Below are 16,719 nucleotides of genomic sequence, written 5' to 3' on the forward strand. Positions count from 1 at the left end.
CGGGCGGCCAGGGACAGCCGGGCGGTCAGGACGGCGCGCCGCCGCCCTCCCGTTGCAGGACGGCCAGCAGCCGCTTCTCCGCCTCGTCGAGGTGGACGCGCATCGCGCGCGCGGCGGCCCGGCCGTCGCCCGCGGCGATCGCGTCGAGCACGTCGCGGTGCTCGGCGTACGTCTGCTCCTGGCCGCCGACGCGCAGCTGGAGCCGGTAGACGTGGGTGTGGGGCTGGAGGCGGGCGAGGGTCTCGCGGAGCAAGACGTTGCCGCCGGCCACCGCGACACGGTCGTGGAACCCGGCGTCGCACAGGGCGAAGTCGCGGTAGTGCGCGTACCGGCCGCCGTCGAACGGCTCCCGCGCGCCCTGCCACAGCTCGCGCAGGGCGGCGAGGTCGGCGTCGTCGCGGTGGCGCGCGGCGGCGGACGCGGCGGGCTCCTCCAGGTAGCGGCGCAGGTCGAAGAGTTCGGCGAGGCCGCGCGCGTCGAGCAGCGGGGTGGCGGTGAACCCGGCGAGCGCCCGTTTGGTGACAAGGCCCTCGCTCTCCAGCCGGGACAGGGCCTCGCGCACCGGCGTGGGCGACACGTCGAGGCGCCGCGCGACCTCGTCGATGTTGACCCGCTCGCCCGGCCGCAGGACCTGGTCCATCAGGAGGGAGCGGATCGCCTCGTAGGTGTGCTCGGCGAGGGCGCGCCGCCGCGGCATCGCGCCCGAGGCCCTGGCCCAGGGGTCGTCTGCCGCCCCGCCGGGGCCGGTGGGGTGGGTCATCGGCTGCTCCTCGGTCCGGCGCGGCCCCCGTCGGGCCGGGATCACGATCCTATAGGATTTTTCCGATCGGGTCGGCCGGACGGACCGGACCGGCAGGGAACGAGCCAGCGGGAGGGCCGCCATGCGCATCGAGTCGGTGCGGACCGTCGTCACGAGTCCGGGACGCAACTTCGTGACGCTGAGGATCACCACGTCCGACGGGATCACGGGCCTGGGCGACGCGACGCTCAACGGCCGCGAGCTGGCCGTCGCCGCCTATCTGACGGAGCACGTCGAGCCGCTGCTGACCGGCAGGGACGCCCGGCGCATCGAGGACACCTGGCAGTACCTCTACCGGGGCGCGTACTGGCGGCGCGGCCCCGTGACCATGGCCGCCATCGCCGCCGTGGACACCGCCCTGTGGGACATCAAGGCGCAGGCCGCCGGGATGCCGCTGTACGAGCTGCTCGGCGGCGCGTCACGGCGCGGCGCCCTCGCGTACGGCCACGCGTCGGGCCGGGACGTGCCCGAGCTGTTCGACTCGATACGCGCCCACCTCGACGCGGGCTACCGCGCCATCCGCGTCCAGACCGGCATCCCGGGCCTGGACTCGGTGTACGGCGTCGCCGCGTCGGCGGCCGGGGGCGGCGACCGGTACGACTACGAGCCCGCGCGGCGCACGGCGCTGCCGGTGGAGGAGGCCTGGGACACCCGCGCGTACCTGCGGCACGTCCCGTCCGTCTTCGAGGCGGTGCGCAACGAGTTCGGCCCGGAGCTGCCACTGCTGCACGACGGGCACCACCGCATGACGCCCGTCCAGGCCGCGAAGCTCGGCAAGGCCCTGGAGCCGTACGACCTGTTCTGGCTGGAGGACGCCACCCCGGGCGAGGACCCGACCGCGCTGCGGCTGATCCGGCAGCACACGACGACACCGCTGGCCATCGGCGAGGTCTTCAACTCGGTGCACGACTACACGCCGCTGCTCCAGGAGCGGCTGATCGACTACGTGCGCTCGGCCGTCACGCACACCGGCGGCGTCACGGCGATGAAGAAGCTGCTGGACATGGCGGCGGTGTACGGCGTGCGGTCCGGCATGCACGGCCCGACCGACATCTCGCCGGTCGGGCAGGCCGCCGCGCTCCATCTCGACCTGGCGGTGCACAACTTCGGCATCCAGGAGTACATGCGCCACTCCCCCGACACGCTGGAGGTGTTCCGCACGTCGTACACCTTCGAGGACGGCCTGCTGCACCCCTCGGACACCCCCGGGCTCGGCGTCACGCTGGACGAGGAGGCCGCGGCGCGCTTCCCGTACGCCCCGGCGTACCTCCCCGTGAACCGGCTGACGGACGGCACCGTGCACGACTGGTGAGGCGGGGTCAGCAGGCGCAGCCGATATCCCGGGCGGGGCGGCGGACGAGGCCGGTGGCCGTGCGGACGGGGAAGCCCTCGCGGACCCGGTACCCGTAGCCGCCCGTCATCTCCTTGACGGGGACGCCGAGCCGGGCGAACGCGGCGGCGGCGCGGGGCGCGCCAGGGGGACGGCCACCCGGCCGGTGCCGACGGCGGACTCCAGTGCGGGGCCGCCCGCGGCGAGTCCGGCCAGGCGGTCCACGGCCGGTCCCAGGGCCTCAGGCGCGAACATGCCGGTGCCGGGCGTGTCGTGGCCCCGGGCCACGCCGGCGCACGATGCCCGGAACGGCCCGCCGTGGCGAGGGATGTGTCTCAGACGACGGCGAGGGCGTCGATCTCCACGAGCATGGCCTCGTGCGGCAGGCCGACGAAGACGGTGGTGCGGCTCGGCAGGATGCCACTGGGGCAGTTCTCCTCGACGAACGCGCGGTACGCCTCGTTCATCGCCGCGAAGTGCGCGCGCTCGGTGAGGTAGACGCGGAACATGACGACGTCCTCGACGTCGGCGCCGCCCGCCAGGAGGACGGCGCGGACGTTCTCCAGCGTCCGGCGCGTCTGCGCGGCCACGTCGCCCGGGTGGAGGTACTCGCCGGTGGCCGGGTCCTGCGGGCCCTGGCCCGAGACCTGGAGCAGCGGCCCCTTCCTGACGCCCTGGGAGAACCCGTGCGCGGGTGCCGGCGCGCCCTCGGCGCGGATCTGCTCCTTGTCGGCCATCGCCGTACCTCTCTCCTGGTCAACGTCTGTGCGGCACCTACCCTATGGGGTGACGAGAGGGCGGTGACGGCATGGCCGATCTCCTGATCAGGGGCGCCACCGTGGTCGACGGTACGGGGGCGCCGGGCCGCGTCGCCGACGTGACGGTCACCGGGGGCATGATCGAGGACGTCGGCGGCCCGTTCCCGGCCGCGCGGCGGGTGGTCGACGCGGCGGGCCTGGTGCTGTGCCCCGGCTTCGTCGACATGCACGCGCACTCGGACCTGGGCCTGCTGACCGACCCAGGGCACCTGGCGAAGGTCAGCCAGGGCGTCACGTGCGAGGTGCTGGGGCAGGACGGGCTGTCGTACGCCCCGGCCGACGACCGCACCCTCCCGCAGATCCGGCGCGCCGTCGCCGGGTGGAACGGCGATCCGCCCGGCGTGGAGTGGGACTGGCGGAGCGTCGCGGGCTACCTGCGGCGGCTCGACGCGGGCATCGCCGTCAACGCCTGCTACCTCGTGCCGCAGGGCTCGGTGCGGATGCTCGCCATGGGCTGGGACGACCGGCCGCCTGCCCCGGCCGAGCTGGACAGGCAGCGCGAACTGGTCGCCACCGGGCTGCGGGAGGGCGCGGTCGGCATGTCGAGCGGGCTGACGTACGCGCCGGGGATGTACGCGGACGACGCCGAACTGACCGAGCTGTGCCGGGTCGTGGCGCGCCACGGGGGCTTCTACGCGCCGCACCACCGCTCGTACGGCGCCGGGGCGCTCACCGCGTACGCCCAGATGATCGAGGTGGCGCGCGCCTCGGGCTGCGCGCTCCACCTCACGCACGCCACGCTGAACTTCGGCGTCAACAGGGGGCGTGCGCCCGAACTGCTCGCGCTGCTCGACGCCGCCCTGCGCGACGGCCTGGACGTCACCCTGGACACCTATCCGTACCTGCCCGGCTCGACGACCCTCGCCGCGCTGCTGCCGAGCTGGGCGTCCGAGGGCGGCCCGGACGCCACGCTGGCGCGGCTGCGCGACCCGGCGGCGCTGCCGCGCGTACGGCGTGCCCTGGAGGTGGACGGGTCGGACGGCTGCCACGGGGTGCCGGTCGAGTGGGGCACGATCCGGATCTCGGGTTCGCGCGACGCGGCGGCGGTGGGCAGGACCGTGGACCGGCTCGCGGCGGAGTCGGGGCGTGCGCCGTTCGACGTGTTCGTGGCGCTGTTGCTCGGGGACGGGCTGTCCACGACGATCCTCCAGCTGGTGGGGAACGAGGAGAACGTCCGCGCGATCATGCGGCATCCGGTGCACATGGGCGGCAGCGACGGGCTGCTCGCCGCCGAGCGCCCGCACCCGCGGGCCTGGGGCACGTTCCCGCGCTACCTCGGGCACTACGTGCGGGACGAGGGCGTGCTGGGGCTTGAGGAGTGCGTGGCGCGGCTGACGGGGCGTCCGGCGCGGCGGCTGCGTCTTGCGGGGCGCGGGCGGGTGGCGCCCGGCTGCCACGCGGACCTGGTGCTGTTCGATCCGGGGACGGTGCGGGACACGGCGACGTTCGAGGAGCCGCGGCAGGTGGCGGAGGGCATCGCGTACGTACTGGTGGCGGGGGTGACGGTGATGGACTGCGGGCGGCACACGGGGGCGCTGCCCGGCCGGGCGCTGCGGCGGGGACCCGACGGTGTGACGCGATGACTCACCGGTTCGGGTGATGTCGGGGCCGGTTCGGGTCGGGCGCGGACGGGGCTGGGCAGGGTCCGGGCGTACTCGCCGCCCCGCCCGGAGGAACAGTGATGCGCGTCCTGTGCACGGCCGTCGGTTCGCCCTCGCACGGGCGGGCGCTGCTGCCCCTGGCGCGTGCCCTGGCCGGTGCCGGACACGCGGTGACCGTGGCGGCGACGGAGCCGGTGGCGCCCGTCTTCGCGGAAGACGACGTGACGGTGGTGCCCGTCCTGCCGCCACTGCCGTTCATGGACCGGGAGGAGATGTCCCGGGGGGCGGGGGACGCGGGTGAGAACGGGCGCATCGGCGTGCTGGCGCGCGTGCTCGCCGAGCGGTACCTGCCCGCGACCTGGGACGTCCTGGCCGGGCTGGCGCGCGAGGTGCGGCCCGACCTGCTGGTGCGGGACGGGATGGACATGGCGGGGTGCCTGCTCGCCGAACGCCTGGGCATCGCGCAGGTGCCGATCCCCTCGGGGTTCGCGAACGTCGCCGACCCGGCGGCGCTGCTGGCGCCGCTCGACCGGGCGCGCGAACGGCTGGGCCTGCCGCCGGGGGACGGGCCCGCGTCGCTGTACCCGTACGGGCGGCTGGACTTCCTGCCGCCCGACTGGTCGTTCGCGGCGCGTCCGGGGCCGGTCCTCGCGTACCGGCAGACCACAGCGGTGGACCGCGCGGCGGCGCTGCCCGGCTGGGTGGCGCGGCTCCCGGCGGGGCGGCCGCTGGTGGTGGTGGCCTTCGGGACGGCGCTGCCGATGGTGCGCGCCATGACGGGCGGCGGGCGGCTGCCCGAGGGGATCACGGACCCGGCGGGGGCGCTGGCGGCGATCGTCGCCGCGCTGTCCCGGATGCGGTGCGCGGCGGTCGTCGCGACGGGCGGCATGCCGCTGGACGGGGTGGAGCCGGGGCCCTACGTGAGGCTGGCGGAGCGGATCGCGCAGCCGCTGCTGCTGGAGTGCGCCGACCTGTTCGTGCACCACGGGGGGTACAACGGTGTGCGCGAGGCGATCCGCACCGGCACGCCGATGGCGGTGCTGCCGAACTTCGGGGATCAGCCGCACAACGCGCGGCGTGTCGAGAAGCTGGGGCTCGGGGTCCGGCTCACCGACACGCGCCCGGCGGCGCTGGCCGCCGCGTTCGAGGGGGTGCTCGGCGACGCGGACACGGTGGCGCGGGCGCGCCGTGCGCAGCGCGCGGTGCTGGCGCTGCCGGACATCGGGCGGGCGCCCGCCGATCTGGAGGCGCTGGCCGCGCGCGCCCGGCGCACGGCGGCCGTACCGTCGCCGTCCGCGCCGGCGCGGATGTGACGCGGGCGCCGAGGCGTCCCAGCGCTGCAACCTCAGGCGCGTCTTCTGGAGGAGCCTCGCCGCGTTGTCGCATCGCGCGAGTACGAGCTGCGGGCCACCGCATCCGACGACGCGGTCCGACCCGACAAGTCCCGCAAAACGCGCCCTGGTTGTGGCAGAGCCGACGCGATGTCGGCGGTACGGGCGCGGCGTCGCCCGACTCGACGACTCCGCACAGATGGGTGCTGCCGGACGGCCTGCCGCGTCAACGGCCGGTGCCGCGTGGGCGGTCGGGACGCTTGCGCCGGAACCGATCTGCGGAAGACACCTGCTGGTCGTGGCGCAGCCGGCGCGGTCCGGTCGGTGGGCTGGGCGGGTCTGCCTCTGGTTCCGGGCGGCGTCCCGGCAGCGAGGCACCGCCCCCTCCCGGGGTGCGTGGGAGGGGGCGGTGGTGGGGGGTGGGGTGGCTGGCCGGTGGTGTCAGCCGGTGGTGGTGAAGTGGGCGGCGAGGTCGAGCGGGCCGTCGGCCGTGAGGGTCAGCGACGCGCCGCCGTCCAGGGCTTCCCCGTCCGCCGTCCAGTGGTCGAAGCGGTACCCCGGTGCCGCCTCCGCCGTGGCCGTCACGGTGCTGCCGCGTTCCCAGCGTCCCGGTTCGACCTGGTGGCCGCCCAGGGTGACGGTGCCGCCCGCGGCCGGTTCCGCCTCGGCGCGCACCGGGTCGCTGACCATGTTGATGGCCATCACGTTGACCAGGCGGACGGGTCCGCCGCTGGTCGCGCCGTTGTAGCGGGCCAGGTTGACGGCCGTGACGTCGGTGTCCTCCGCGGCGCCGACGACGACGCCGTTCTCGTTGAGGTTGTCGGTGCCGAGGTTCTGCGCGGTCGCCTCGCCCGCGGTGACGACCAGGCCGTTGCGGTAGCCGTAGCCGAAGACATCGAGCAGCCGCAGGCCGCGCGCGCCGTCCACCGTCACCAGGTCGGACCGCGCCCGGGTGTACCGGTCGATGACCTGCGGGAAGATGCTCGATTCCAGGCCCCATCCGGCGAGCGCGTAGCCGACGCGGGCGGTGGCGTTGCCGTTGGACAGGACGCCCTCGATCCGGCCGTCCTCGGACGCGCCGACGCGGATGCCCGCGTTGAAGTAGGCGCCGGCCAGCTTGCGGACGAGGAAGTCGTCGCTGTCGCCCATGTCCACGCCGTTCCAGGCGTTGGGCAGGCCGACGTTGACGACGTACACGCCGTCGGCGTCGCCGCGGATCGCGTACGGGTAGGCCGCGACGCCCCCGGCCGGGGCGGCGCTGTTCTCCGGGTAGAAGACGCGCAGGCCGCTGACGCCCGCGCCGTTCCCTGAGAGGGTGAGGAACGCCGTGGCCGTCGCCGCGTCCTCGATCCCGCGGCCCTCGCGCGCCATCAGGACCGTGCCGCCGCTGGAGCCGAGCAGGTCGCGGTTGGGGCCGGCGGACGCGCCGCGCAGTTCGACGCCGCGCGGGACGTCGAGGTGGCCGTCCACGCGGTACCAGCCGGCCCGCAGGTAGACGATGCCGCCCCCGGCGCGTCCTGCCCGGTCGAGCGCGCCCTGGATGGCGCGGGTGGCGTCGCGTCCGGGCAGGACGCCCACGCCGTGCGGGGCGTCGACGTCGTAGAGCACGCCGCGCCTGGCCTGCGGGGCGGGCGCGACCTCGTGGCGCTCGGGCAGTTCACCGGTGAGGCGGTGGACGGTGCCCTCGACGGCGCCGGTCAGTTCGACGCCGGTGAGCTTCACGTAGCCGCCCGCGTTGTTGTCCACGGCGGCGACGCTGCCCTCCAGCACGCTGTCGGCGAGCTGCATGCCCCAGCGGTCGTCGATGCCGTCGACCAGGAGCGCCGTGTCGGTCCTGCGGACCTCCGTCTCCAGGAACGAGCCGGTGAACTCGGCGCGCTGGCCCGGTACGACGTGGATGCCGGTGCGGTAGTCGGAGACGCTGACGCGGTGGAACTGGTCCCACTCCAGGTCGCCGAGGGTGAGTCCGGTGCCGTTGGCGCGTGTCCAGGCGTCCAGGGTCGCGCGGGCGGGCGGGTCGTAGGCGGCGGGGGCGTCGGCCCAGTAGGAGTTGTCGAAGACGATGTTCTCCCAGGTGCCGACGTCCGCGCCGTTGTAGGCGGTGGCGCCTTCGAACAGCGCGGTGCCGCGGACGTTGTGCACGGTGGCCGACTCGTGGACCTGGCCGCTCGACGGCGCCTGGCCCCGGTCGTTGGCCATCGTGCTGAGGCCGATGCCCCGGTAGGAGTTGAGCATGGTCACGTCGGAGACCGTGCTCATCATGTAGTTCTCGTCGCCGGCCCAGGCGCGCCCCGGGATCTGGAACGTGTAGTTGTAGGGGATCGGGTCGGCGGCGTCCTGCTCCGGGTAGTACGTGGTCAGGCCGGAGACCCCGGCGCTGCCGCCGATGCGGAAGAGGACCGGGCCTTCGTCGCCCGGCGGGAGGTCGGCGGTGACGACGGTGCCGTAGTCGCGGCCTCGGGTGTCGGGGTCGCGGCGGTCGCCGCGCAGGGTGCAGAACGCGAAGACCTCGACGGTGTCGGTGACGCGGTAGGTCCCGGCGGGGAGCCAGACGGTGCCGCCGCCCGCGTCGTAGCAGTCGTGGATGGCCCGCTGGATGGCGGCGGTGGAGTCGGCGCGGCCTGTGGGGTCGGCGCCGTAGCGGCGGGCGTCGAAGTCGGCGACGATCCAGCCCTCTGAGGAGTGGCGGGTGTCCACCAGGCGGGGACGCGGGGTGACGGTGCGCTCCTGCCGGATCTCGACCTCGGAGACCGTCTGGGTGTCGGCCGCCTCCATGTAGCCGGTCAGGGCGAGGCGCACGTACCGGGCCTTGACGGTGTCGAGGCGCAGGCGGACCTCGCGGTTCGGCTCGGTGCCGCCGGCGAGCCTGACGGTGCGGAAGTTCCGGCCGTTGGTGGAGACCTGGACCTCGAACGCCGTGGACAGGCGCGCGCCGAAAGTGACCCGTACGTCGTTGATCCGCCGGTTGCGGCCGAGGTCGAGGGTCAGCCACTCGCCGTCGCCGCCGGTGCCGCTGACCCAGGCGGTGCCGGGGTCGCCGTCCACGGCGGCGGCCGGGTCGCCGCCGCTGCTCGCGGTCGCGGTGGCGCCGCCCGCGAGGTTCGTGTCGACGGCGAGGGACTCGAAGGTGACCAGCGCCTCGCGCAGGGCGGCGAGGGCGGCCTTGGCCTGCTCGCCGGTCAGGTCATCCTGCCCGGCGGTCTCGGCGGCGGCCGCGATGGCGGCGGCCAGGTCGTCCTTGGCGCCCGCGGGGTACTGCCCGTCGCGGTCGCCCTCGCGGGCGGCGTCCAGGGTGCGGCGCGCCGTGTCGACGAAGCGGTCGAGCCCGGCGGCGGGCTCCAGCCCGGCGGCGAGCGCGGTGACGCGCAGGGCGGCCACGCTCACGTCGCCGCCCTCGGCGGCGACCCGGAAGTCCGCGCCGTTGGAGCGGTTGGTGAGGATCGCGTCGTCCAGGGCGAACGTGTGGGTGCGCCACTCGCCCGAGCCGGTCAGCGGTACGACCTGGGTGGGCCGGAAGCGGTCGATCAGCTCGTCGCCCGGGGAGTCGTAGTGCAGCAGGAAGCCGCCGGTGCCCTCGTCCAGGTAGTCGACGCTGACGAGGACCGGACCCGTGTGGTCGTACGCGTAGGTATCGTCCACGCTCGCGTAGAAGAACCCGGTGCCGCCCGCCTGGTCGGTGCGCCAGAAGCCGCGCCCGTCGTGCGAGCCGGTGACCAGCGCGTCCGGGTTGTCGCCCGCGCGGACGGACAGGGCCCTGGTGTCGAGGGAGGCGCCCAGCCGGGCCGACGCGCCGACGGCGCTGACGCGCAGGGCGGTCACGGTGATGTCGGCGGCCTCGCCGTCCTGTTCGCCGGTGAGGACGAGCCCCGAGGCGCCGGCGGCCGGGACCTCGATGGCGGCGGTGCGCCACGTGTCGGAGCCGGTGAGGGCGATCCGCCGGACGGCGTCCCCCGCGGTCAGCACGAGGTCGCCCTCGCCCGCGTCGCGGTAGGTGACGCCGGCGCCGAGCAGGCTGCCGCCCGGCAGGTCGGTGAGCCAGTCCTCGTCGAACGCGAACGCCAGCTCGCCCGTTCCCGCGGCGATGTCGGTGGCCCAGAAGCCGCGGCCGTCCAGCTCACCGGTGCGCAGCCCGGCGGGGTTTTGGCCCGCCGAGGCGTCGATGCCCAGGGTGCGCGGCTCCTCGCCGAGGTCGGCGCCGAGACCCTGGGGGTACATCAGCCGGCCGACGGGTGGCGGCGCGGCGTGCGCGGCGGGCAGTGCGGGGACGAGCACCAGGGACAGCAGCAGCACCAGGATCGTGGCGGCGCGCGATCTGGGCGGTCCCGTGGTGGGCGTGGGCGGGGAATGCACGGTCTACCTCCCGGTAGGAACGGGGCGGGCTCAGGCGGAGAGTGCGTGAGGCACGGGTGCGGCGTGGTCCTGCCGGCGCGCGGAGGAGGAGGCGGAACTCGGTGGTGGCGGCCGGTCGCGAGTGGTCATGCGGTCCCCTTCGAAGCGCCGTGACGGGGGTCATGTAAATCCAATGGATTGACTAAGTCAATGCTCCGGGAGCGGTAAATCGGTCCGAACTCGGCGCTATCATGCGCCACATGGGACCCTTCGGGGGGCCTGTAGGAGACTTACCGTGCGGCGGTACACCTCCGGATTGGACACGTAGTGGCTTTACAGTCCGGGTGTGGGTGTTGGATGTGCCCATGCGTGACCACCAGGAACTGCCGCTCTCCGGAGCCGACCGCGAGGCGCTCCTCGCCTGGTCGCAGGCCGGGCCCGACCGGTCCGTCCGCGCGCGGATCGTGCTGGACGCCGCCCGGGGTGTCTCCGTCTCCGAGAGCGCCCGCGCGCTCGGGGTCTCCCGGCCCACCGTCACCTCCTGGCGCAACCGCTACGCGGCACAGGGCCTGTCCGGCCTCGAACACCGGCCGCGTACGGGCCGCCCGCCGCGGATCGACGAGGCGGCCGTCGTCGCCGCGACACTGGCGGGCCCTCCCCCGCCGCGCCGCGCCTGGTCGGCGCGCGCCCTCGCCGACCACCTGGGCATCTCCCACACGGCGCTCGGCGGCGTGTGGCGCCGCTGGGGCGTCGGCGGCGAACGCCTCGCGCCGGTCGCCCTGCCCCTGACGCCGCCGCTGACCTGCCACCGGCCGGTGCTGCTCGGCGTGTGGCGGGACGGCGGGTCGGCCGCCGTGCTGCTCGCCGAGAGCACGGCCGAGCCCGTCCGTGACGCGGCCGCCGCCCCGGCCGACGAACGGCGGGCGTTCGCCGCCGCGCTCGGCGCGGTCACGGCCGGGGCGCGGGGCGGCCCGGCCGGCGTGGCCGACGGCGGCACCGCCGGTCCCGCGGAGCTGCTGGAGTCGGTGCGCCGGGCGCGTCCCGGCGCCGGACCGCTGCGTCTCCTCCTGTGGGACCCCCACCGCCGCGTCACCGGACTCCCGGACGGCGACGGCGGGCTGACGGTCCACCGGGCGAAGGAGTACACGGACTGGCCGGCCACCCTGACGGTGTTCTGCCTGCTCGAACTGCTCGGCCGCCCCCGCGCCGCCCGCCCGGCCCTGGAGTCGCTGCTGGCGGCGCTGCGCGCGGGGGCGGCGCGGTGGCAGCGCCCGGAGGAGGCCGACGCGCCGGAGCCGCCGCCGCGCGCGCCCCGCGCGTTCGACCAGCCGGCGCTCGGCTCGTTCAACGAGAAGCTGGTCATCGAGTCGATCCGCGAGGCGGGCGCGCTGAGCCGGGTGGAGATCGCGCGGCGTACGGGCCTGACGCCGCAGGCGGTCTCCCGGATCACGCGCAACCTGCTGACCGAGCGGTTCCTCGTGGAGGACGTCCACCGGCCCGGGGGCAAGGGCAAGCCGCGGGTGCCGCTGCGGCTGCGCGCGGACGCCGCCTGCGCCGTGGGCATCCACCTCGACCCGGAGATGGTCACGCAGGTGCTGGTGGACCTGTGCGGCGGGGTGGTGGACCAGCGGCAGCTGCCGCTGCGCGGGCGCAGCGATCCCGAGTGGGTGATCGGGCGGATCGCCGCGATGGCGCGGGAGGCCGTCGGGGCGTCGGGGTTCGGCGCGGGGACGCTGCTCGGGGCGGGTGTCTCGGTGCCGGGGCCGCTGGACGCGGACGCCGGGGTGATCCTGGACCCGCCGCTGTTCGACGGCTGGCGGGACGTGCCGCTGCGGGCCGCGCTCACGGCGCGTCTCGGCGTGCCGGTGACGGTCGAGAAGGACGCCACCGCGGCGGCCATCGGCGAGCGCTGGATCGGCGCGGCGGAGCGCGCGGGCGACTTCGTCTACCTGTACCTGGGCACGGGCGCGGGCTGCGGCGCGTTCCTCAACGGCGACGTGTACCGGGGGCGGACGGGGAACGCGGGCGAGTTCGGGCAGTTGTGCGCGCTTGCGGTCGGGCGGTTCACGCCGGAGGGCGGCCCGGCGATGGTGGCCGAGTGCGCGCCGATGTCGGCGGTGGTGGACAAGGCGGTCGCGGCCGGGCTCGACGTGCCGCGGCGTGCCGGCTCGTACGGGCGGGTGTGCGCCGCCGCGGCGGCGGGCGACCCGCGGGCGGTGCGCGCCGTGCGGGAGGTCGCCCGTGTGGTGGCGCGGGGCGCGATCGGCGTGGTCGATCTGCTGGACACGACGACGCTGGTGGTCGGCGGGCCGGCCGTGCCCGCGCAGGTGGCGGACCTGTACCTGACGGAGATCGCCGCCGCCGTGAACCGCTTCCCGGTCGCGCGCAGCCTACGGCGGGTGCACGTGGCGCACTCGCTGCTGAACGAGTCGGCCGCCGCGATGGGGGCGGCGTCCGGGGTCTTCCACGCCTCCTTCGTGCCGCGGCTGCGCACGCACGCGCGGGGCGGGGCTGGTGGCTTCGCGGCGGGATGAGGCGCGCTCCGTCTCGGGCTCCGTCCCGGGGGCGGCAATTAAAACGCTTCCTTCCGATGGGGACATGCCCCTGCTCGCTGCCCCGGTAAGCCCTTGCTATATGCCGGGCGCGCAGGCCGCATTGACTTAATCCATCCATTGGATTTTCATAATCGGCATGCATCGCGATCCCGCGCTCATCGAACGACGCCTTCACCGAGTGCTCACCCAACGCATCGTCCCCGCCGTCCACGCGGACGCCGTCGCCCTGGACGTGGCCGCCTGGGCCGTGCCCGGCGAGCCCGTCCCGGCCGCCGAGGCGCTGGCCGCGTCGTACGAGCCGGTGCGGCCCGGCCACCGGTGGGGGCCCGCGTGGTCCACCTGCTGGTTCCGGATCAGCGGCACGGTGCCCGCCGCGTGGGCCGGGCGGCGGGTGGAGGCCGTGCTCGACCTGGGCTTCGACGCCGCCAAGCCGGGGTTCGCCGCCGAGGGCCTGGTGCACCGGGCGGACGGCTCGGTCGTCAAGGCCCTCAACCCGCGCAACGGCTGGCTGACCGTGGCGGAGTCCGCCGAGGGCGGCGAGGAGTTCACGTACTGGATCGAGGCCGCCGCCAACCCGCTGATCCTCGACGACGGCCCCGGCGGCGTGCCGTTCCTGCCCACCAGGCGCGGCGACCGCGCCGCCTGGCTTGAGGACGGCGCGGCCGCGGCCGCGGACGAGCCGCTGTACCGGCTGGCGCGCGCCGAGCTGACCGTCTTCGAGCCGGGGGTCTGGGAGCTGGCGCAGGACTTCGACGTGCTGCACGGCCTGATCACCGAGCTGCCCGCCGACTCGACGCGCCGCTGGCAGGTGCTCGACGGCGTGGAGGCCGCGCTCGACGCGGTGGACCTGCACGACATCGCCGGTACGGCCGCCGCCGCGCGCGCGGTCCTCGCGCCGCTGCTGGCCGAGCGCGCGGGGGACTCCGCGCACCGGATATCCGCCGTGGGCCACGCGCACATCGACACCGCCTGGCTGTGGCCGCTGCGCGAGACCGTCCGCAAGGTGACCCGGACGGTGGCCAACGCGGTCAACCTCATGGACGAGCACCCGGAGTACCGGTTCGTCATGTCGCAGGCGCAGCAGCTCGCCTGGCTCAAGGAGCACCGGCCCGAGCTCTTCGCGCGCGCGGCCGGGAAGGCCGCCGCCGGGCAGTTCCTGCCCACCGGCAGCCTGTGGGTGGAGCCGGACACCAACATCACGGGCGGCGAGTCGCTGGTGCGCCAGTTCGTGCACGGGAAGCGGTTCTACCTGGAGGAGTTCGGCACCGAGACCGAGGAGATGTGGCTGCCGGACACGTTCGGCTACAACGCGGCGCTGCCGCAGCTGATGAAGCTGGCCGGGGTCCGCTGGTTCCTCACCCAGAAGATCTCGTGGAACACGACGAACTCCTTCCCGCACCACACGTTCTGGTGGGAGGGCATCGACGGCACCCGGATCTTCAGCCACTTCCCGCCGGTCGACACCTACAACGCCGAGCTGTCCGGCGCCGAACTCGCGCACGCCGAGCGGAACTTCAAGGAGAAGGGCCCGGCCGGGCGCTCCCTGGTGCCGTTCGGCCACGGCGACGGCGGCGGCGGTCCCACCCGCGAGATGCTGGGCCGGGCGGCCCGGCTCGCCGACCTGGCGGGCTCGCCCCGGGTGGACATCGAGAAGCCGGCGGACTTCTTCGAGAAGGCGCACGCGGAGTACGGCGCGAAGGCCCCGGTCTGGTCGGGCGAGCTGTACCTGGAGCTGCACCGGGGCACCCTGACCAGCCAGCTGAAGACCAAGCAGGGCAACCGCCGCAGCGAACACCTGCTGCGGGAGGCCGAGCTGTGGTGCGCGACGGCGACCGTGCGCACCGGCGCCGCGTACCCGTACGCGCAGCTGGACCGGCTGTGGAAGACGGTGCTCACCCACCAGTTCCACGACATCCTGCCCGGCTCGTCCATCGCCTGGGTGCACCGGGAGGCGGAGGAGACGTACGCCCGGGTGACGGCCGAGCTGACGGCGCTGGTGGACGAGGCGCAGCGCGCGCTGGCGGGTCCGGCGGACGCGGACGGCGCCGCGCTGGTGTTCAACGCCGCGCCGTACGCCCGTGACGGCGTCCCCGCCCTCGGCGCCGCGCCCGCGCCCGAGCCCGAGCCCGAGCCGGTGCCCGCGGCGTCCGCGCCCGGCGGGCCGCTGGTGCTCGACAACGGCCTGCTGCGCGTACGGGTGGACGAACGCGGCCTGGTCACCTCGGTGTTCGACCTCACCGAGGAGCGCGAGGCACTCCCGCCCGGCAGCAGCGCCAACCTGCTCCAGCTGCACCAGGACTTCCCCAACCAGTGGGACGCCTGGGACATCGACGTCTTCTACCGCAATGCGGTCACCGACCTCACCGAGGCCGACGAGGTCACCGCCGTGGACGGCGGCGTGCGGGTGGTGCGCACGGTCGGCTCGTCCACCGTCACACAGACCCTCACCCTGTTGCCGGGCGTCCGCCGTCTCGACATCGACACGGAGGTGGACTGGCGGGAGCGCGAACGGCTCCTGAAGGCCGCGTTCCCGCTCGACCTGCGGGCCGGCCACTCACGCGGCGAGATCCAGTTCGGCCACACCCAGCGGCCCACCCACTCCAACACCAGCTGGGAGGCGGCCAAGTTCGAGTTCTGCGTGCACCGCTGGCTGCACGTGGCGGAGCCGGGCTGGGGCATGGCCGTGGTCAACGACTCCACGTACGGGCACGAGATCACGCGCGACGTCCGCGAGGACGGCGGCACGACGACCACGATCCGCCTGTCGCTGCTGCGCGGGGCGCGGTTCCCCGACCCGGAGGCCGACCTGGGCACGCACCGGCTGCGGTACGCGCTGGTGGTGGGCGCGACGCTGGGCGACGCGATCCGGGAGGGCTACGCGTTCAACCTCCCCGAGCGCCGGGTGCCCGGCTCGGCGGCGTCGGTGGCGCCGCTGGTGTCGGTGGACCACGAGGCGGTGGTGGTCGAGGCGGTGAAGCTGGCCGACGACGGGAGCGGCGACGTGGTCGTGCGGCTCTTCGAGTCGCTGGGCGGCCGGGCCGTGACCACCCTGGCGGCGGGCTTCCCGCTTGCCGGGGCGGTGCTCACCGACCTGCTGGAACGCCCCCTGCCGGACGCGCCCGCGGTGGACGGCGGGCGGCTGACGCTGCGTCCGTTCCAGATCGTGACGGTGCGGCTGACGCCGGGGGCCTGAGCGCCCTCCTCCTCCAGGGCCCCCTCCCGGTCCGGTGGCGAGCCGTCCTCGCCACCGGATTGGGAGGGCCACGGGCTGGGCAGGGTCATCCTGTCGTCACCCGACGTGTCATGGTCATGACGCACGGGCCATGGCCGGGCGGGTCCCCTCCCCCACCCCCACGGAGGCAGCTCATGCCGTTCCGCACCTCCTTCCGCACCACCACCCGCGCCCTCGCGACCGCCGCCGTAGTCCTCGGCGCCTCCCTCACCGGGACCGCGCAGGCCGCGGAGGCGGCGCCCACCGGCGACGTGTCCGCGGCCGCGGTCGTCCTCACCTACGACGCGAGCGGCTCCGCCGAGTTCGCGGGCGCCGTCGCCAGCGGCGCCGCCGTCTGGAACTCCTCGGTGTCCAACGTCCGCCTGGAGCCGGTCGCCCCCGGCCGGCGCGCCAACATCCGGATCGTCGCCGACAACGGCTGGCCCCGCGCCCAGACCACGAGCCTGGGCAACGGCACCGTCTGGATGGGCCGCCAGGCCGTGAACGAGGGCTACCACACCGTCCGCATAGCCGCCCACGAACTCGGCCACATCCTCGGGCTGCCCGACCTCAAGCCCGGCCCCTGCTCCAGCCTGATGTCCGGCTCCACCGGCGGCGTCTCCTGCACCAACATCTACCCCGACGCCCAGGAACGCGCCTGGGTCGAGGACGACTTCGCGACGGCCCTCACCGCGCCGGCCGCCACCGCGCGCTGACCGGACCGGGGTGCGCCGACGACTTCCCG

General features: G+C 75.1%; 9 protein-coding genes and 1 pseudogene. 6 read left to right on the forward strand and 4 right to left on the reverse strand.

The window, feature by feature from the left end:
• Positions 1-25: 25 nt before the first annotated feature.
• Positions 26-760: a GntR family transcriptional regulator gene (locus ACL02R_RS21770; protein ID WP_412798648.1), complete on the reverse strand. Its 735-nt coding sequence runs from the start codon at positions 758-760 to the stop codon at positions 26-28.
• 121 nt (positions 761-881) lie between these two features.
• On the opposite strand from ACL02R_RS21770, the gene manD reads away from it, so the two are divergent.
• Positions 882-2,111 carry a D-mannonate dehydratase ManD gene (manD, locus tag ACL02R_RS21775; protein ID WP_412798649.1) on the forward strand — a complete coding sequence of 410 codons (1,230 nt, stop codon included), beginning with the start codon at positions 882-884 and terminating at the stop codon, positions 2,109-2,111.
• 144 nt (positions 2,112-2,255) lie between these two features.
• Here manD and ACL02R_RS21780 read toward each other — a convergent pair.
• Both ACL02R_RS21780 and ACL02R_RS21785 read right to left on the reverse strand, forming a co-directional pair.
• Positions 2,256-2,384 (reverse strand): annotated as a pseudogene (locus ACL02R_RS21780) (SAM-dependent methyltransferase); the annotation flags it as partial.
• Positions 2,385-2,464: 80 nt separating this feature from the next.
• Positions 2,465-2,866 (reverse strand): RidA family protein, encoded by a 402-nt coding sequence (locus ACL02R_RS21785; RefSeq protein WP_362967107.1) that lies wholly within the window; start codon positions 2,864-2,866, stop codon positions 2,465-2,467.
• Between the two features lie 71 nt (positions 2,867-2,937).
• Here ACL02R_RS21785 and ACL02R_RS21790 point away from each other — a divergent pair, with 71 nt between their 5' ends.
• Together ACL02R_RS21790 and ACL02R_RS21795 are read left to right on the forward strand one after the other, a co-directional pair.
• Positions 2,938-4,530: an N-acyl-D-amino-acid deacylase family protein gene (locus ACL02R_RS21790; protein WP_412798650.1), complete on the forward strand. Its 1,593-nt coding sequence runs from the start codon at positions 2,938-2,940 to the stop codon at positions 4,528-4,530.
• 98 nt (positions 4,531-4,628) lie between these two features.
• A complete protein-coding gene (locus ACL02R_RS21795; protein WP_412798651.1) occupies positions 4,629-5,861 on the forward strand; it encodes a glycosyltransferase in 1,233 nt (410 codons plus the stop codon).
• Between the two features lie 459 nt (positions 5,862-6,320).
• On the opposite strand, the gene ACL02R_RS21800 is transcribed toward ACL02R_RS21795, so the two are convergent.
• Positions 6,321-10,229: a discoidin domain-containing protein gene (locus ACL02R_RS21800; protein WP_412798652.1), complete on the reverse strand. Its 3,909-nt coding sequence runs from the start codon at positions 10,227-10,229 to the stop codon at positions 6,321-6,323.
• Positions 10,230-10,573: 344 nt separating this feature from the next.
• Between ACL02R_RS21800 and ACL02R_RS21805 the strand changes: the two genes are divergently transcribed.
• From ACL02R_RS21805 to ACL02R_RS21815, 3 genes are all read left to right on the forward strand, one after another.
• The gene (locus ACL02R_RS21805) at positions 10,574-12,742 is read left to right on the forward strand and encodes an ROK family protein (protein WP_412798653.1); all 2,169 of its coding nucleotides are present in this window, start codon (positions 10,574-10,576) and stop codon (positions 12,740-12,742) included.
• 157 nt (positions 12,743-12,899) lie between these two features.
• Positions 12,900-15,956 (forward strand): alpha-mannosidase, encoded by a 3,057-nt coding sequence (locus ACL02R_RS21810; protein WP_412798654.1) that lies wholly within the window; start codon positions 12,900-12,902, stop codon positions 15,954-15,956.
• A 173-nt stretch (positions 15,957-16,129) separates the two neighbouring features.
• A complete protein-coding gene (locus ACL02R_RS21815; RefSeq protein ID WP_412798655.1) occupies positions 16,130-16,690 on the forward strand; it encodes a snapalysin family zinc-dependent metalloprotease in 561 nt (186 codons plus the stop codon).
• Positions 16,691-16,719: the final 29 nt, after the last annotated feature.

The sequence above is a fragment of the Streptomyces sp. MS19 genome, assembly GCF_047200595.1.
Classification (GTDB): domain Bacteria; phylum Actinomycetota; class Actinomycetes; order Streptomycetales; family Streptomycetaceae; genus Streptomyces.

What these genes read in the sequence shown, in the direction of transcription:
- ACL02R_RS21785 (WP_362967107.1), bottom strand. Translation starts at nt 2,866, where the DNA reads ATGGCCGACAAGGAGCAGATCCGCGCCGAGGGCGCGCCGGCACCCGCG.
- ACL02R_RS21815 (WP_412798655.1), top strand. Translation starts at nt 16,130, where the DNA reads ATGCCGTTCCGCACCTCCTTCCGCACCACCACCCGCGCCCTCGCGACC.
- ACL02R_RS21810 (WP_412798654.1), top strand. Translation starts at nt 12,900, where the DNA reads ATGCATCGCGATCCCGCGCTCATCGAACGACGCCTTCACCGAGTGCTC.
- ACL02R_RS21805 (WP_412798653.1), top strand. Translation starts at nt 10,574, where the DNA reads ATGCGTGACCACCAGGAACTGCCGCTCTCCGGAGCCGACCGCGAGGCG.
- ACL02R_RS21790 (WP_412798650.1), top strand. Translation starts at nt 2,938, where the DNA reads ATGGCCGATCTCCTGATCAGGGGCGCCACCGTGGTCGACGGTACGGGG.
- ACL02R_RS21770 (WP_412798648.1), bottom strand. Translation starts at nt 760, where the DNA reads ATGACCCACCCCACCGGCCCCGGCGGGGCGGCAGACGACCCCTGGGCC.
- ACL02R_RS21795 (WP_412798651.1), top strand. Translation starts at nt 4,629, where the DNA reads ATGCGCGTCCTGTGCACGGCCGTCGGTTCGCCCTCGCACGGGCGGGCG.
- manD (WP_412798649.1), top strand. Translation starts at nt 882, where the DNA reads ATGCGCATCGAGTCGGTGCGGACCGTCGTCACGAGTCCGGGACGCAAC.